At 65.4% G+C, this 14,495-nt stretch carries 13 protein-coding genes, 1 tRNA gene and 1 pseudogene; 9 read left to right on the plus strand and 6 right to left on the minus strand.

Features of this window, described 5'->3' with window-relative positions:
* Positions 1 to 99: 99 nt before the first annotated feature.
* Positions 100 to 2,679 (plus strand): annotated as a pseudogene (locus tag FKV23_RS08495) (S8 family serine peptidase); the annotation flags it as partial.
* A 163-nt stretch (positions 2,680 to 2,842) separates the two neighbouring features.
* Positions 2,843 to 3,463 (plus strand): protein-methionine-sulfoxide reductase heme-binding subunit MsrQ, encoded by a 621-nt coding sequence (locus tag FKV23_RS08500; RefSeq protein WP_167285112.1) that lies wholly within the window; start codon positions 2,843 to 2,845, stop codon positions 3,461 to 3,463.
* Here FKV23_RS08500 and FKV23_RS08505 read toward each other — a convergent pair.
* Positions 3,432 to 4,223, minus strand: coding sequence for an FHA domain-containing protein (locus FKV23_RS08505; protein ID WP_141623467.1), 792 nt, complete (start codon positions 4,221 to 4,223; stop codon positions 3,432 to 3,434). The two genes, FKV23_RS08500 and FKV23_RS08505, sit on opposite strands and share 32 nt — an antisense overlap.
* Before the next feature lie 65 nt (positions 4,224 to 4,288).
* On the opposite strand from FKV23_RS08505, the gene FKV23_RS08510 reads away from it, so the two are divergent.
* From FKV23_RS08510 to FKV23_RS08540, 7 genes are all read left to right on the plus strand, one after another.
* On the plus strand, positions 4,289 to 4,564 hold the full coding sequence (locus tag FKV23_RS08510) for a polyhydroxyalkanoic acid system family protein (RefSeq protein WP_141623468.1): 276 nt from the start codon (positions 4,289 to 4,291) through the stop codon (positions 4,562 to 4,564).
* A gap of 104 nt (positions 4,565 to 4,668) precedes the next feature.
* Entirely contained in the window at positions 4,669 to 5,310 is a 642-nt protein-coding gene (locus FKV23_RS08515; RefSeq protein ID WP_141623469.1) for a phasin family protein, read from the plus strand.
* Between the two features lie 275 nt (positions 5,311 to 5,585).
* Complete coding sequence (locus FKV23_RS08520) at positions 5,586 to 6,587, plus strand: restriction endonuclease (RefSeq protein ID WP_141623470.1); 1,002 nt, start codon at positions 5,586 to 5,588, stop codon at positions 6,585 to 6,587.
* A 269-nt stretch (positions 6,588 to 6,856) separates the two neighbouring features.
* Positions 6,857 to 8,863 carry a PhoX family protein gene (locus FKV23_RS08525; protein WP_141623471.1) on the plus strand — a complete coding sequence of 669 codons (2,007 nt, stop codon included), beginning with the start codon at positions 6,857 to 6,859 and terminating at the stop codon, positions 8,861 to 8,863.
* A gap of 110 nt (positions 8,864 to 8,973) precedes the next feature.
* On the plus strand, positions 8,974 to 9,231 hold the full coding sequence (locus tag FKV23_RS08530) for an acyl-CoA-binding protein (RefSeq protein ID WP_141623472.1): 258 nt from the start codon (positions 8,974 to 8,976) through the stop codon (positions 9,229 to 9,231).
* Entirely contained in the window at positions 9,231 to 9,857 is a 627-nt protein-coding gene (locus FKV23_RS08535; RefSeq protein WP_141623473.1) for a TetR/AcrR family transcriptional regulator, read from the plus strand. Before FKV23_RS08530 ends, FKV23_RS08535 begins: the two co-directional genes overlap by 1 nt.
* 105 nt (positions 9,858 to 9,962) lie before the next feature.
* Positions 9,963 to 10,037: transfer RNA gene (locus FKV23_RS08540), tRNA-Val, on the plus strand.
* A 452-nt stretch (positions 10,038 to 10,489) separates the two neighbouring features.
* Here FKV23_RS08540 and FKV23_RS08545 read toward each other — a convergent pair.
* The 5 genes from FKV23_RS08545 to flgF all read right to left on the minus strand — a co-directional run bounded on the left by FKV23_RS08545 (position 10,490) and on the right by flgF (position 14,489).
* On the minus strand, positions 10,490 to 11,167 hold the full coding sequence (locus tag FKV23_RS08545) for a sigma-70 family RNA polymerase sigma factor (protein ID WP_141623474.1): 678 nt from the start codon (positions 11,165 to 11,167) through the stop codon (positions 10,490 to 10,492).
* 3 nt (positions 11,168 to 11,170) lie between these two features.
* A complete protein-coding gene (gene fliP / locus FKV23_RS08550) occupies positions 11,171 to 11,872 on the minus strand; it encodes a flagellar type III secretion system pore protein FliP (protein ID WP_244243950.1) in 702 nt (233 codons plus the stop codon).
* A gap of 399 nt (positions 11,873 to 12,271) precedes the next feature.
* On the minus strand, positions 12,272 to 12,574 hold the full coding sequence (locus FKV23_RS08555) for a FliM/FliN family flagellar motor switch protein (RefSeq protein WP_244243951.1): 303 nt from the start codon (positions 12,572 to 12,574) through the stop codon (positions 12,272 to 12,274).
* 2 nt (positions 12,575 to 12,576) lie between these two features.
* Complete coding sequence (locus tag FKV23_RS08560) at positions 12,577 to 13,332, minus strand: hypothetical protein (RefSeq protein ID WP_141623475.1); 756 nt, start codon at positions 13,330 to 13,332, stop codon at positions 12,577 to 12,579.
* A complete protein-coding gene (gene flgF, locus FKV23_RS08565; protein WP_141623476.1) occupies positions 13,332 to 14,489 on the minus strand; it encodes a flagellar basal-body rod protein FlgF in 1,158 nt (385 codons plus the stop codon). Before flgF ends, FKV23_RS08560 begins: the two co-directional genes overlap by 1 nt.
* Positions 14,490 to 14,495 lie beyond the last annotated feature (6 nt).

A 14,495-nucleotide genomic window follows, 5' to 3' on the forward strand; every position in this document is an offset into this window, starting at 1 on the left:
CCTGGCCCTGGTGGCCGGCGCGGCCGCCCAGAACGGAACGACCGCACCTCCCGGAACCCCAAAGACGCCGTGACAGCGGCCTCCAGGCAAGGCCCGCAGACCCACATCGTCGTCTTCCGCGAGGCACCGCTGGCCAGCTACCGAGGCGAACGCACCGGCCTGGCGGCCCCGCCGAAACTTGCTGGCAAGAATCGCGTGAACGTGAAGAGCGCCGCCGCCCGCGCCTATGTAAGCGACCTGACCCAGCGCCAGCAGCGGCACGAAACCGAGCTTTCCGCCCGCATCGGCCGCCCGCTGAAGATCAGCCAGCGCATGCAGCATGCTCTCAACGCCGTGGTCACCGAACTGAGCCCGGCCGAGGCCGCCCAGGTCAAACAGAGCCCCGACGTGCTGCTGGTCGAGCCCTACCATGAATATGTGCTCGACACCGACGCCGGCCCGGCACTGATCGGCGCTCCCGACATCTGGAGCAAGGGCGTTGGCCTGCCGCCCGGCCATATCACCGGCACGCCCGGCCCTGCCAAGGGCGAAGGCGTGGTGTTCGGCATCCTCGATTCGGGCATCAATTTCGGCAGCCCGTCGTTCGCCGCGGTCGACAGCCTCGGTTATCCGCACGTCAATCCGCTTGGTGCCGGCAACCATCTCGGCACCTGCGCTCCCGGCGAGGTCGACGAGGGTCGCTGCAACGACAAGCTGATCGGCGGCTACGACTTCGTCTGCGAGGCACCGGCCTTCCGCTGTGGCGTGGCCGGCATCCGCGAGGAGCCCGGCTTCGGCGACACCGACGGCCACGGCAGCCACACCGCCTCCACCGCCGCCGGCAACCACCGCGACGTGGTCTTCCGCGGGGTTCCAACGCACATCTCCGGTGTCGCGCCGCGGGCGAACATCGTCGCTTTCGACATCTGCTACCACAACATCCCGACCGGCCAGGGCCTGTGCCCGAACGTATCGGCGGTCGCCGCGATCAACCAGGCCATCGCCGACGGCGTGGTCGACGTCATCAACTATTCGATCGGCGGCGGTGCCTCGCCCTGGACCGAGGCGGTTTCGCTGGCCTTCCTCAATGCCTCCGATGCCGGCATCTACATCGCCGCTTCGGCCGGCAATTCCGGCCCCGGCGCCGGCACCCTCGGCCACAACGAACCCTGGACCAGTTCCACCGCGGCAGCCACGCATACCCGGCTCGGCTTCGAATTCTTCCTCGACGTGACCGGGCCGGCGCCGGTGCCGTCCGGACTGGAGTCGATCCTGCTGCGTCCCGGCGTCAACGGCGTGAGCCAGACCGCCGCGATTCCCGGCACCACCCCGCTGGTGGTCAGCCCCGGCATCGACACCGGCAACGACGGTTGCGCTGCCTTCGCGGCTGGCCAGTTCCAGGATGCGATCGCAGTGATCCGCCGCGGCACCTGCGCGTTCTCCGACAAGACCAACAATGCCGAGGCCGCGGGTGCGATCGCGGTGGTGATCGCCAACAACGCCGCCGGCATCACCACGCCGTCGGTTCCGGGCACCTCGATCCCGGCCTTCATGGTCTTCCAGGACGATGGCGATGCGGTGCGCGACTTCGCCGCCGCCAATCCCGGCACCACCACCGCCGCCATCGATTACCCGGCCACGGTCATCCCGGGCGATCCGGACGTGCTGGCGGCCTTCAGTTCGCGGGGCCCGGCCGGCTTCGACCTGCTCAAACCCGACCTGACCGCCCCCGGCGTGGCCATCCTCGCCACCATCGCGGGCGACACCCTCACCGGGTTCGAAGACGCCATCGGCCTGATCAGCGGCACTTCGATGGCCTCGCCGCACCAAGCCGGTGCCGCGGGCCTGCTGCGCCAGCTGCATCCGACCTGGAGCGTGCCGGAGATCAAGTCCGCCCTGGTCATGACCGGGCATCAGGACGTGCTGCTGGAAGACGGACAGACCCCGGCCAACGCCTTCGCCCGCGGTGGCGGACGGGTCGAGGCCTACCAGGCGGCCCGCGCCGGCCTCGTGCTGCACGAGACCACCGGCAACTACCTGGCTGCCAATCCGAACAGCGGAGGCGATCCCTCCGCGCTCAACCAGCCGGCGATGAGCCGCGCCGATTGCACGGACGATTGCACGTTCACCCGGACCTTCCGCAGCACCCGCAAGAACTCGCAGGCATGGATTGCCACGCTCGAAGGCCTGCCCGGCAGCGTTTCGCCGGCCCAGTTCAACATCAAGGCCTTCGGCGAGCGGGGAGTGCATATCTCGATAGACAACGGTGCGCTACCGGCCGACGGCTCATGGCAGTTCGGCACCCTGGTGCTGACACCGGAGAAAGCCGACGGTGCCAATGCCTCCCCGGTCCTGCGCTTGCCGATTGCGGTCGCGGTGCTGCCGCCTCCAGTCCCGCTGGAGAACGGCGTGCCGGTGCCCGGACTGGCCGACACCACCGGCGGCGAGTTGTTCTTCACCCTCGAGGTGCCGGATGGCGCGAACAACCTGAGTGTCACCATCAGCGGTGGCAGCGGCGATGCGGACCTGTACGTCAGGCATGGCGAGCGCCCGAACAATGCCCTGTTCGACTGCCGTCCGTTCCTGTTCGGCAACAACGAGGCCTGCAATTTCGCTTCGCCGCAGGCCGGCACCTGGTGGATCCGGCTGCAGGCGTTCAGCAGCTATGACGGGGTCACCCTGACCGCCACCTGGAACTGATGCATCCCGTGGCATGGACATGCCACGAATCAGCGTTCGATCGGGCCCGGAGCAATCCGGGCCCGATGCGTTCGAGTACCCACGAATGGAAAGCGGCCGCAGCGTACCCTTGTCGCTCCAGCATCCGAACAGACATCGAACGTCCCGTCCCCGCCTGAGCACCATGCCCGTCCAACGCTCGCACCTGGTCGCCGCCAAGACCGTTGTCCACCTGCTCGCCCTGACCCCAGCCGCCATCCTGGCCTGGCGGGTCCGCGACGAATATCTGACCGGCGCCAGCGCGCTCGGTGCCGATCCGGTCGCGGCGATCGAGCACTTCCTTGGCCTGTGGGCCCTACGCCTGTTGATGCTGACGCTTGCGATCACCCCGTTGCGCCAGCTGACCGGTCAGACCGTGCTGCTGCGCTTCCGTCGCATGCTTGGCCTGTACGTCTTCGCCTACGCCAGCGCGCACCTGCTCGCCTATCTGGTGCTCGACTTGCGCGGCTACTGGACCCAGGTGTTCGAGGAGATCGTCAAGCGGCCCTACATCACCGTCGGTTTTCTTGCCTGGCTGCTGTTGCTGCCGCTCGCCGCTACCTCCACCCGGGCCGCGATGCGCTGGCTGGGACGCAACTGGGGCCGCCTGCATCGGCTGGTCTACGTCATCGCCGTGCTGGCGGTGCTGCATTTCTGGTGGCTGGTGAAATCGGACGTTCGCGAGCCATTGCTGTATGCGCTGATCCTGGCGGTGTTGCTGGGCTGGCGGGTGTTCAACCTGCGCCGTAAAGCAGCAACAGACTGAGCGCACCGGCGAGCAGCAACGCGGCCAGCAGCAGCCACGGGATCCTCCGGGCCGACCGCGGCATGATCGCGGCGCCATCCGCCGAGCGCGGCGGCATCGTCCCGGCGGGGTCCTCCGGCAGTCCGAATGCCGGCGGCGGCATGGTCGCAGCCTCGACCACGAACCGATGCTGGTTGGCGAACGCCACCTGGGTGCCGGGCGTCAGCAAGGCATGTCGCACCGGCCAGCCATTGACCCGGCTGCCATGTTCCGAGCCCAGATCCCGCAGGACGATGCCCTCGCCCCCCGGCTCCAGTCGAGCATGCCGCTCGGCGAAACCCGGCTCGTCGATGCAGACCTCGCAGGCACGCTGGCGACCCACCAGCAGCGGACCATCGAGCACCAGACTGCGGCCGTGATGCGGGCCGCCGACACCGCGCAGCACCATCGCCGCGCCCGTGGGCTGCGCCATCGCCTCGGGCGCTGGCGCGGGTTCCGGCCCCAGCAGTTCGAGCTGGAAGCCGTCGATGTGCAGGGTATCGCCCATCCTCAGCATCGCCATGTGCCGGATCGGGCGTCCGTTGACGTGCACCCCGCGCACATTGTCGCGCACCTGCAACCAGATGCCGCGGGGGTCGATGCTGAACTGCGCCACGCCTCGCTCGGCATCGTCGACCAGCGCCGGCAGGCCGTCGTCACCACGCCCAAGCACGTGCACCCCCGGCCCCAGCACCAGGTCATTGCGCTCGCGGTTCGGGAATTGCAGACGGATGACATTCACGCGTGCGCAATCTATCACGTCCCCTCACAATAGCTGCGAGTAGAGAAGCACCGAAGAGAGCCCGCATGCCCGACATCGATATCCACCACGCCCACACGCTCCCCGACGACGACGCCCGCCGCGCAGTGCAGGAGGTCGCCGACAAGCTCTCCGAACGCTTCGGCGTCGCATGCGAGTGGTCCGGCGACGACCTCAACTTCCACACCTCCGGGGTCGATGGCAGGATCGCGGTCGCACCCGGCGAGCTGCACGTGACCGCCCAGCTCGGCTTCCTGATGTCAGCCTTCAAGGGGCCGATCGAAAGCGAGATCCGCAGGGTGCTGTCGGAACGGTTTGCCTGAACTTGCGTTCACATTCTCCGGCACGGCTGGTGTGAAAACTCTAGAGCAGCGGCGCATGTTGCCTGTGAACGGGCACAAGCGGCCCACGACACCGGGAGGAACGCATGACCAGCGCGAAGAAAACCACCCGCGGTAAAAGCGCCCGCAAGGGCGCGCCCGAAGTGCAGGCCTTCGAGGATCGAACCTTCGAGGAGCAGCACTTCGAAGAGCAGGCCGAGCGCCTGGCCAAGAGCATCAGCGAATCCGCCCAGCAGATCTGGCTGGCCGGGCTGGGTGCTTTCGCCCGTGCCCAGGCCGAGGGCACCCGGCTGTTCGAAGGCCTGGTCAAGGAGGGACAGGGGCTGGAACAGAGCGCGCGCAAACTGGCCGACGGGCAGACCGAAGCCATGCGCGAGGCAGTCGAATCCCGCGTCGCCCAGGCCCGCGAGCAGACCAGCCACGCCTGGGGCCGGCTGGAGAAAGCGTTCGAGGGGCGTGTCCAGCAGGCCCTGTCCCGGCTCGGCGTACCCGGGCAGGAAGACCTCGCCGAGTTGAGCCGTCGCATCGACGCGCTGGCCGACCAGCTGCCCGGCTACAGAACTGCCGGGGCGTCACGCAAAGCGACGGCGAAGAAACCTGCGATGAAGAAGCCTGCAGTCCGCAAGCCCGCGGTCCGCAAGGCGGTCGCCAGCAAGCCTGTCACGAAAAAGCCCGCTGTAAAGAAAACGGGCGCGAAGCAAACCGTCCGCAGGGCCAGGCCTTCCTAGCCCCGAAGATGCCACAGGAGCGGCCAAGGCTGCTCCTGCATATGGGCACCGCTCAAGCCCGCCAGTCCGCACCCCCGTATGCTCCCCTCCCCTTACGGTTCCGGACTGGCGGGCTTCCTTGTTTCGTCCCCGACCGCACCTGTTCGCTCCTCCTCGCCTGATTGGGCGCTGCCTCACTGACTTCGCGGATCGCAACGCGTATATTTCGCGACGCCCGTGACCCGGGCCCGCTTCTCGAACCGTCTGCAGCGCAACATCCCGACACAGGGGACAGGATGCTCACCGCTTCAACCGTCATCACCTCCCTGGGCATCGCCACCGTCATCGGCATGGCCCTTGCCCTCTACCTCTGGCGGATCCGTCGCCCGCAACTGCTCGTCCAGCGAGGCCTGGCCGCACTCGCCACGATGCGCTGGCGCGAATACTCGGGCTTCATCGTCGAAGCCCTGCATGCCCAGGGCTTCGAAGCCATAGGCTCCGGAACACCACCGCAAGGCGCTGGCAAGACCGACCTGTGCCTGAGCCGCGATGGCTCGAACTGGCTGCTGAGCTGCAGGCAGTCCCCCGATCACGGCATCGACGCGGCCCACCTGGCCGGATTCGCCGGCACCGTACGTGCGCAGGAGGCTGCCGGCGGCATCATCGCCACCCTCGGCACCGTCCAGAAAGACGCGCGCGACAACGTCCATGGCATCGAACTGTTGCATGGCGAGTCGCTGTGGATGCTGGTTGAGCCACTGCTGCCTGCCGGACTGCGTCATGAATTGGCAGAGGCCGTCCGCAAGCGCGCCGTCGTCGAGGCGGTATTGGCCTGCGGCCTGGCCCTGCTGGCCGGTTTCACGATAGCGCTGGCGGTAGCCGGGGTCCCGGCCGATCCGCCGTCCCCGGCCGCTCCCGCGCCGGAGCCGACACCGCAGCCCGTACCAGCCAGCGCACCCCGACCAGAACAGCCGCCCCCTGCCGAGGCCAGTCCGGAGCCTTCGGCTTCGGCCCCGGTCGCAGCCGCAGCCGCAGCCGACGGAGTCGACGAAGAGACCCAGCGCAAGCGGATCACCGAACGGGTCGGAGAGCTGGTCGGCATCAAGCGTGCTGTCTGGTCGACGCGCTCGACCCTGGTCGTGTTCCTGGACGACAGCATTCCAGATGGCCCGGAGCTGACACGCCCGATCTGCGACGTGCTCAGCGACTACCCCGCACTGCGCTCCTCGCGCCTGCAACTGGAGCCGCCGGAGGGCAGCGACCGCCGGGTGCGCTTCCTGCAGTGCCACGCCTGGTGACCCGGCGGAGTCTGTCACACAGGCGCCGGACCTGCGTCCCGCTTGTCACACGGCTGCAACCTGCCTGACAGCGAACCTTAGCGCTGGCCTCCTAGCGTATGACGGCCGGAGCGAATCATCGACGCCGGACGTGATCCGGTCTTGCATGTCCCGGAGGGGGCGGGACATGCAGACCCATGCGCCGGCCGGCCCTGCCTCGCACGTCCCCGTCCATGTCCGCTCCGCGCCCGGCACGCCGCCGGTCCTACCCAGCCATCGCGAGGTGAGGCATGACCGATTCAAATTCCCCCGTTCCGTACGGCGACGACGCCAGCGCGGATTTCGATCACGAAGACAGCAACCGCTCGTCGAACCGCCATTTCAACGACATCCTGACCACCCAGCTCAAGCGCCGGCAACTGCTCAAGGGTGGCCTGGGACTTGCAGTGGCCGGCGGCCTGTTCGCCCATGCCGGCTGGCTCGGCGCCGCGCCTCCCCACGCCAGCGGCAAGCCCGGGCTGGGACACGGTTTTCCCGGAAAGCCCGGCAGACCCATCGAGCTGGGCTTCACTGCAATCGCTGCCAGCCGCGTCGACGACATCGTCGTGCCGCCGGAATACACCTTCGACGTGATCCTGCCCTGGGGCACCCCGATCCTCGGCGATTACCCGGCCTACCTGGATGGCGGCCACAACAGCGGCGTCGACCAGGAACAGCAGATCGGCATGCACCACGACGGCATGCACTACTTTCCGCTCTCGCCCAGCCCGGTCCATGGCAGCCGCCACGGCTTGCTGGTAATGAACCACGAGTACATCGACCAGAGGGCGATGCACGCCAGCGGCCCGACCCTGGTCGACGGCGTCCGCGATGCCGACGAAGTCCGCAAGGAGATCGCCGCCCACGGCGTCAGCGTGGTCGAGATCCGCGAACACCGTGGCCGATGGGAAGTGGTCCGCGGACGCTTCAACCGCCGCGTCACCGCCGCCACCCCGATGGAAATCCGTGGACCGGCACGCAGCCACGTCAAGATGCGGACCGCGTACAGCCCGGACGGCACCCGTACCCGCGGCACCCACAACAACTGTGCACACGGCTTCACCCCGTGGGGGACCTACCTGACCTGCGAGGAGAACTTCGCCGGCTACTACGTCAACCGCGGCGAGCGACCGCGCGAACACGGCCGCTACGGCGTCGCGACCGGCAACGGCCGCTATCGCTGGGAGACGGTCGAACCACGCTACGACGCCACCCCCGGCATCGGCGAAGCCACCAGCGACTTCCGCAACGAACCCAACACCCAGGGCTGGATCACCGAGATCAATCCATTCAGGCCCGGCAGCACCCCGGTCAAGCACACCGCGATGGGGCGCTTCGCCCACGAAGGCATCGTGTTCGCCAAACCCGGGCCGGGACGCCCCCTGGTCGCCTACATGGGCGACGATGCGCAGAACGAGTACATCTACAAATACGTCAGCCGCGAGAACTACATCCCCGGCCGCGCCGGCAGCCACCTGCTCGACGACGGCACCCTGTACGCGGCCCGCTTCAATGACGACGGCCACGGCGAATGGCTGCCGCTGGACATCGACGACGCCGGCTTCCGCGCCGCCGCCGACGCCGCCGGAGTCGCCTTCAGCGACCAGGGCGACGTGGTGATCAACGCCCGCCTTGCCGCCGACGTCGCCGGCGCCACGCCGATGGACCGGCCCGAATGGGGCGCCGTGGACCCAAACAACGGCTGGGTCTACTTCACCCTGACCAACAACAGTCAGCGCGGCAACTCCAGCGAGGTCGACGAGGCCAACCCGCGCGGCCCGAATCCGTACGGCCACATCATCCGCTTCCTCGAAGACGGCGGCCGCCATGACTCGGCCACGTTCACCTGGGACATCTTCCTGCTCAGCGGCACCGAGTCCGACAGCCTCGGCCCGGACGGCAACCCGCTCACCGCCGACAACATCCACGCCAGCCCGGACGGCCTGTGGTTCGATGCCAACGGACTGCTCTGGATCCAGACCGACATGAGCGGCAGTCAGCTGGCCAGCGGTCCCTTCGGCAACAACCAGATGCTGGTCGCCAATCCCGCCACCGGCCAGATCAAGCGCTTCCTCAGCGGGCCAAACGTGTGCGAGGTCACCGGCGTGGTCGCCACCCCCGACCACCGCACCCTGTTCGTCAACATCCAGCATCCGGGCGAAGGCGGTGGCGGAAGCAGCTGGCCGGGCAATGTGCTGCGTCCACGATCGGCGACGGTGGTAGTCCGACGCAGGGACGGCGGTATCGTCGGCACCTGAACAACGCCGGCCCGCCATCTACCCGAAAGGCCCGCCAGTTCCGGCGGGCCTTTTGTTTGACCCACCCGCAGACGCGTGCTATCACCCGTCCATCACGTCGGAGCATCGACATGTCGGACATCAAGGACCGGTTCGAACAGGCCGCGCAGGACGTGCACCTGCTGCCCGAGCGGCCCGACAACCAGACCCTCCTGCGCCTCTACGCGCTCTACAAGCAGGCTACCGAAGGCGACACGATCGGGCCCAAGCCCGGCTTCTTCGATTTCATCGGCAGCGCCAAACACGAGGCCTGGGCACGTCTTGCCGGCATGCCGCACGAGGAGGCCATGCAGCAGTACATCGACCTCGTCGAAAGGCTGCGCGCCTGATGGCCCGGCAGACCCGCCAGCGCATTCTCGATGCCAGTCTCGCCATGTTCAACGCACTGGGCGAGCCGAACGTCACCACCAACCACATCGCCGACGAACTGGAGATCAGCCCCGGCAACCTGTACTACCACTTCCGCAACAAGGACGACATCATCGAGAAGCTGTTCACCCGCTTCGAGGCGTGCATGGACGCCGCCCTCGCGATACCGGAGGACCGCCAGCCCGGGTTGGAAGATATCTGGCTGCAACTGCACCGGGTGTTCGAGTGCATCTGGGACTATCGCTTCCTGCACCGCGACCTGGTCGAAATCCTGAGTCGCAACCGCCGCCTGCGGCTGCGCTTCTCGCGCATCCTCAAGCGTGCCGACGAACAGGCCCACGCGGTCATGCGCGGCCTGACCCGGGCCGGCGTGATGCGCGCCTCCGCCACCGAACAGGCCGCCGCAGCCACCAATGTGCTGCTGATCTCGACCTTCTGGCTCAACTACGCATCCATCCGCGGCGACACCAACGAGCAGGCCGCGATCCACTACGGCATCGTCCAGGTGATGATGCTGATCGCACCGTTCCTGCGCGATGCCGAACGGGTCCACCTGCACCACCTGGTCCGGGCCTACACCGGCTGAACAGGGCCCCGCCCGCGCGGGAATCCGTCCCGCCCCCCTTGCCTGCCGCCCCACCTGTCAGTAAACTGCGCGGCTCGCGACGGGCACCACCATGGCCCCGCGCGCGGGCGGTTAGCTCAGCGGTAGAGCATTGCCTTCACACGGCAAGGGTCGCAGGTTCGATCCCTGCACCGCCCACCATACAAGCCCCTGATTTTCAGGGGTTTTCTGTTTGCGGCCTCCGAGTTCAGGCCGTGCAGGAATCCAAAAGCACTGCAAACCGCTCTCCCCGATCGCACCAATCGTTAGCTACCGCAGGGGGCGACGGTCGTCCCGACCAGAGCCGCTCGTCCTGTGCGGCAGAGTGAAGTTGCAATTCAAGGCCGACCAACCCTACGCACTGAAGGTGGCGGATTTCACCTACACCTCGACCCGGCAAGGTCACGTGTACGGACGAATTCCATTGGTCGTTGCAACATCTCCAAATGGGAGGTGTTAGATGGGGGCGATCGAGAGGTTGAGTGACGCACCAGCAGAAGCCGAAGCGGCCGACTATCGGCGACAAGCCCAGCATGCCATGGCGTTGTGACTCAAATCATCCAGTCTCCAGGATTCCAGGAGCGGTTCAATGCAGACACTCAGGGCCAGCTTGCCTAGTCACCGCCCAACTCCACACGAAGCTTCTCCAGCGCCGACCGATGGAGTTGAGAAATCCGCCCCTTTGTGATCCCCCACATAGCTGCGATGTCGTTAAAGGGAATGTGATTGAAATAGTGCGCCTGGATGATGAACTTCAGGCGATCTGGAAGGCTATCGACGGCGCTTCTCAAATGGTCACCCAACTCCATTGACTGGGCATATGCCAAACCGTCTTGCCTGTCCACGACCGATGCCTGCACGGATTCCAACAGGAATCCCAACCCCAACCCAACAACGCTTTCGATCACGTAATCGAGGGAAGACTCGACGCCACTCTCCTGAAGGTGATCGAGACGGGACGCAAAGCGGCCTTCCTCTGGGGCAGCCCTCCGATCTCCCAGAATGGCCCGGATGCCGTTGAAAACCGAGCCACGCACACGGCGTGTGGCATAGGCCCGGAAAGGGATGCCTCGCTGGGGATCATAACGAGACATGGCCTCAAGCAGCCCAATCGTCGCGTTCTGCACGAAATCATCGCCATCGACCGAGGCCGCCACTATGCGACGGCGAACGTTCCAAGCGATGCCCTTGGCCCAACCGACGTGCTGCGCAAACAGGCTGTCCCGCGCGTTCATATCGCCATGAGCACGGTACCTGTGCCAAAGCTCGGCCTCGGCGACACTCATCTCCATCAGCTATGTCCAATAGCTGCTCAATAATGCTCTGGACACCAGAACCCAACCGTCGATCAGGACGAACAGCATGATCTTCAATGGAAGGCTGATCGTAGCTGGTGGCACCATGATCATGCCAAGAGCCATCAGCACGGCCCCCGCCACGATGTCGATCAACAGGAAGGGCAGGAAGATCACAAACCCGATCTGGAATGCCGTCTTCAGTTCACTCAGCAGAAATGCAGGGAGCAGATGGCTGAAGCGGATATCCTCCACCGACTTGGGCGGTTCTGTCCTGGACATCTCCAGGACCGCTCGCAAATCCGACTCACGGGTCTGACTGATCATGAACTCCCGAATGGGATGACTTCCCCGCTTCAAGGCGACCTGGGCAGGTATCTCGTCGGTCATGTATGGCGTGAGTGCATCCTGGTTGACCCTGTCCAGCACAGGCGCCATGGAGAAGAACGTCAAGCAGATTGCCAGAGTGACGATGACACTGTTGGGCGGCGTCTGGGGCAGGCCCAAGGCATGGCGCAGCAATGCCAGCACGATCACGATACGAGTGAAGGAGGTCATCCCGATCAGGATGACGGGCACCAGTGACAACAGGCTCAAGGCGACGAAGTTGCGCAACGCCGGCGAGTAGTCCTGCTTGAGTACCTGCCCCATGATCTCAGCGGGCACCTGTGCACTGGCAACGCCCGCGATGCCCAAAGTCAACGCAGCTACGATCCACGAACGGACTGTCCTGTGTCGTCTTGATCTAGACATCCGTTTCATCAGCCTTTTCCATCTCATGCAGGGAAGCCGAGGCAGTCGACTCGACGACAAGGTAGGCCTTTCGATCACAGTGCACGCAATAAATCATCGTCCTGGGGCTGAGCCGGAGCCGGTGCTCGACGCGGAGCGGATTCGCAAGCATGGTAGGCGCGCGCCGCGTCCAGCGTTCCAACCACCCGCGTCGCTTCGCCACCCACAGCACAGCCGTCGTGACTCCCAGCAAAAAAACCAGGATCAGCAGGACATCGACGGCAGTTTCGCCAACCGGGTCACTCTCGGGGCGAAACGGAATGGGCTGGACCGTCTCCTGCCCCCCGGGTCGGGAGGTACTCGAAGAGTTCACGCAAGCTCCAGGATGCGCACACCGAAGTGGTCATCCACAGCCAGAAGCTCGGCCGTGGCGACCGCCCGTCCGTTGAGCATCAGCGTCAGTGGGGCATCCAGCAGCTCGTTCATGCTGATGACGTCCCCGGACTTGAGGCCGAACAGGCGCTCCACCGACATCGTGACCGTACCGACCTGCGCTGCAAGCGAGACCTGGACATGTCCAATCAAGCTGATGTCTTTGTCAGTCCCCGTATCACCCTTCGCCTGCGGAAGCGGATGAGCCTCCCTCATCTCTACTGCAAGATTGCTATTCATGTTCATTCCTGTTGGTTCTGTGCACCCATGCAACGAATCGCCCGATGGTCACCATCGGCAGCCAGTTGACCCGCCAGCACCACCGTGCCGTTGTCTGCCACAACTCGGACCATCGCTCCCAGGCGCACATCGCTCTTGACGATCTCACCAGGTCGAAGTGAAAGCGTTTCGGCTAGTCCCGCCCTTCCAAGATCCAGCATCACCGGCAACGACACTTCTTCATGCAAGATCGCGGTACGCCGAGAAGCAAGCGCTGGCGCGACATGACCTGTCACGGGCACCAACGACCTGCACATGGCATCGTCCAGGTGAACGCCAAGATCGATGGTGTCCATCTTCCATGTCATGGAAACAGCGCCATGACGTGCCGCATAAAAAAACGGAGCCGGAGCGTGATCCAAGTGCCTGGGCTCGTCCTGCGCTCCCGCGAGAACCCGCACGGCAGCGGATATCGCCCTCCGGCCGACCCCGAATGCAATGCCGGCCGAGTCCGGCTCAGGCAGTCCCAACAACAAGCAGCCCAACCGTTCGAAGGCGTGGGATGGAAGCTGCAGAAACAGCCGACCCGATGACCCGTCGATGCCGTACCACTCGCCGCCATCTCTGACAAGAGGCCTATCGCCGGAAACGGTCACAGCGGGCACTCGACTCTGGTCGAGCGCCCACTCGCCCCACCATTGCCGGGCCCGTTCTTCAACAAGTGATCGCAAGCGCTCAATACGGCTGGCTCCTTGCCAACGCAGGGCTACCACGTTCATCAGCCGCCCCGAGTGCTGTTGTAGAGTTGCTCCAGCATCTCGTTACTGACCGTCATCACCCGGGAGCTGGCCTGGTAGCCACGCTGGATGATGATCATGTCGGCGAACTCCTGGGTCAGGTCGACGTTGGACATTTCCAGGCTGCCATCCGCGATACGGCCGAAGCGCCCGTCCCCGGGACGGCCAATCTCGCGTTCATTCGTCGCCGCGCCCGACACCATACGGCCTGCGGTCATCCGTAGGGCGCTCTCGTCGGGGAATGTCGCCAAGGCGATCTGCGGTCCTTGCTGCTTCTCCGTTTCCGAATAGATCAGCTGAAGCACGCCCTTCTCGTCGAATGACAGATCGCTCAAGCCCAGCACGCCATGCCCGTCAACGCTTCTTGTCGCAAGATTCGTCGCCATGCCGCTCAACGATGTGGCGCCATCGAGTGCGCCAGGGGTTCCGAAATTCAGGACGACGGACTGGTTCGTTCCGTTGTAGGTCAGATCAAGCGTCAGCTCGCTGAAGCCCGTCAAGGGTGTTCCATCAGTCCGGAACCTGATCTCCCCGCTCCCGACCGTTGCCCCGCTTTCATCCACCACCGTTACCAGAAAGCTGCCCGGCGTAGCGCTGCTGTTGTTGGTAAACGTGGCTGATAGCGTATGAGCCGCGCCTGTCGGGTCATACATCACGATGGAGTTGACCGAGGTGGTGGTCGAACCGGGCGCGAGGTTGCCGGCGAAGCGCACTTGTGTCGATGGTTCCGCAGCCAGGCTGCGATAGGTGTCGATGTCGATGGATACCAAGCTTCCCCCTTCATCCAGGCCCATGACCTCGAAACCTGAGACGGTGTCCACAAGGATCCCGTCGTCGTTGAAGCGGAACTGGCCCGCCCGGGTGTAGTGCAGGTTGCCGTCGGCATCGCGCAGGACGAAGAAGCCATCGCCGTCCACCGCCAGATCGGTGGCATTACCGGTCTGACGAATATCGCCTGCCGTAGACCGCATGCCTTCGCCTGCGACGCGAACACCACGGCTCCCATTGATGTTGGAGAAAAAGGAGTCGCTTCCCCGGAAGCCCGGGGTGTTCATGTTGGAGATGTTGTTGCTGACGGTATTGAGGCTCTTCGAGAAACTGAAGAGGCCCGAGAGACTGTTGAAAAGAGCTTGGAACACGGCGAC

Source organism: Lysobacter alkalisoli (genome assembly GCF_006547045.1).
Classification (GTDB): Bacteria; Pseudomonadota; Gammaproteobacteria; order Xanthomonadales; family Xanthomonadaceae; genus Marilutibacter; species Marilutibacter alkalisoli.

Coding starts and splice junctions, on each gene's coding strand:
- FKV23_RS08500 (WP_167285112.1), top strand. CDS start 2,843: ATGCCCGTCCAACGCTCGCACCTGGTCGCCGCCAAGACCGTTGTCCAC.
- FKV23_RS08510 (WP_141623468.1), top strand. CDS start 4,289: ATGCCCGACATCGATATCCACCACGCCCACACGCTCCCCGACGACGAC.
- FKV23_RS08515 (WP_141623469.1), top strand. CDS start 4,669: ATGACCAGCGCGAAGAAAACCACCCGCGGTAAAAGCGCCCGCAAGGGC.
- FKV23_RS08520 (WP_141623470.1), top strand. CDS start 5,586: ATGCTCACCGCTTCAACCGTCATCACCTCCCTGGGCATCGCCACCGTC.
- FKV23_RS08525 (WP_141623471.1), top strand. CDS start 6,857: ATGACCGATTCAAATTCCCCCGTTCCGTACGGCGACGACGCCAGCGCG.
- FKV23_RS08530 (WP_141623472.1), top strand. CDS start 8,974: ATGTCGGACATCAAGGACCGGTTCGAACAGGCCGCGCAGGACGTGCAC.
- FKV23_RS08535 (WP_141623473.1), top strand. CDS start 9,231: ATGGCCCGGCAGACCCGCCAGCGCATTCTCGATGCCAGTCTCGCCATG.
- FKV23_RS08545 (WP_141623474.1), bottom strand. CDS start 11,167: ATGGAGATGAGTGTCGCCGAGGCCGAGCTTTGGCACAGGTACCGTGCT.
- FKV23_RS08555 (WP_244243951.1), bottom strand. CDS start 12,574: ATGAATAGCAATCTTGCAGTAGAGATGAGGGAGGCTCATCCGCTTCCG.
- FKV23_RS08560 (WP_141623475.1), bottom strand. CDS start 13,332: ATGAACGTGGTAGCCCTGCGTTGGCAAGGAGCCAGCCGTATTGAGCGC.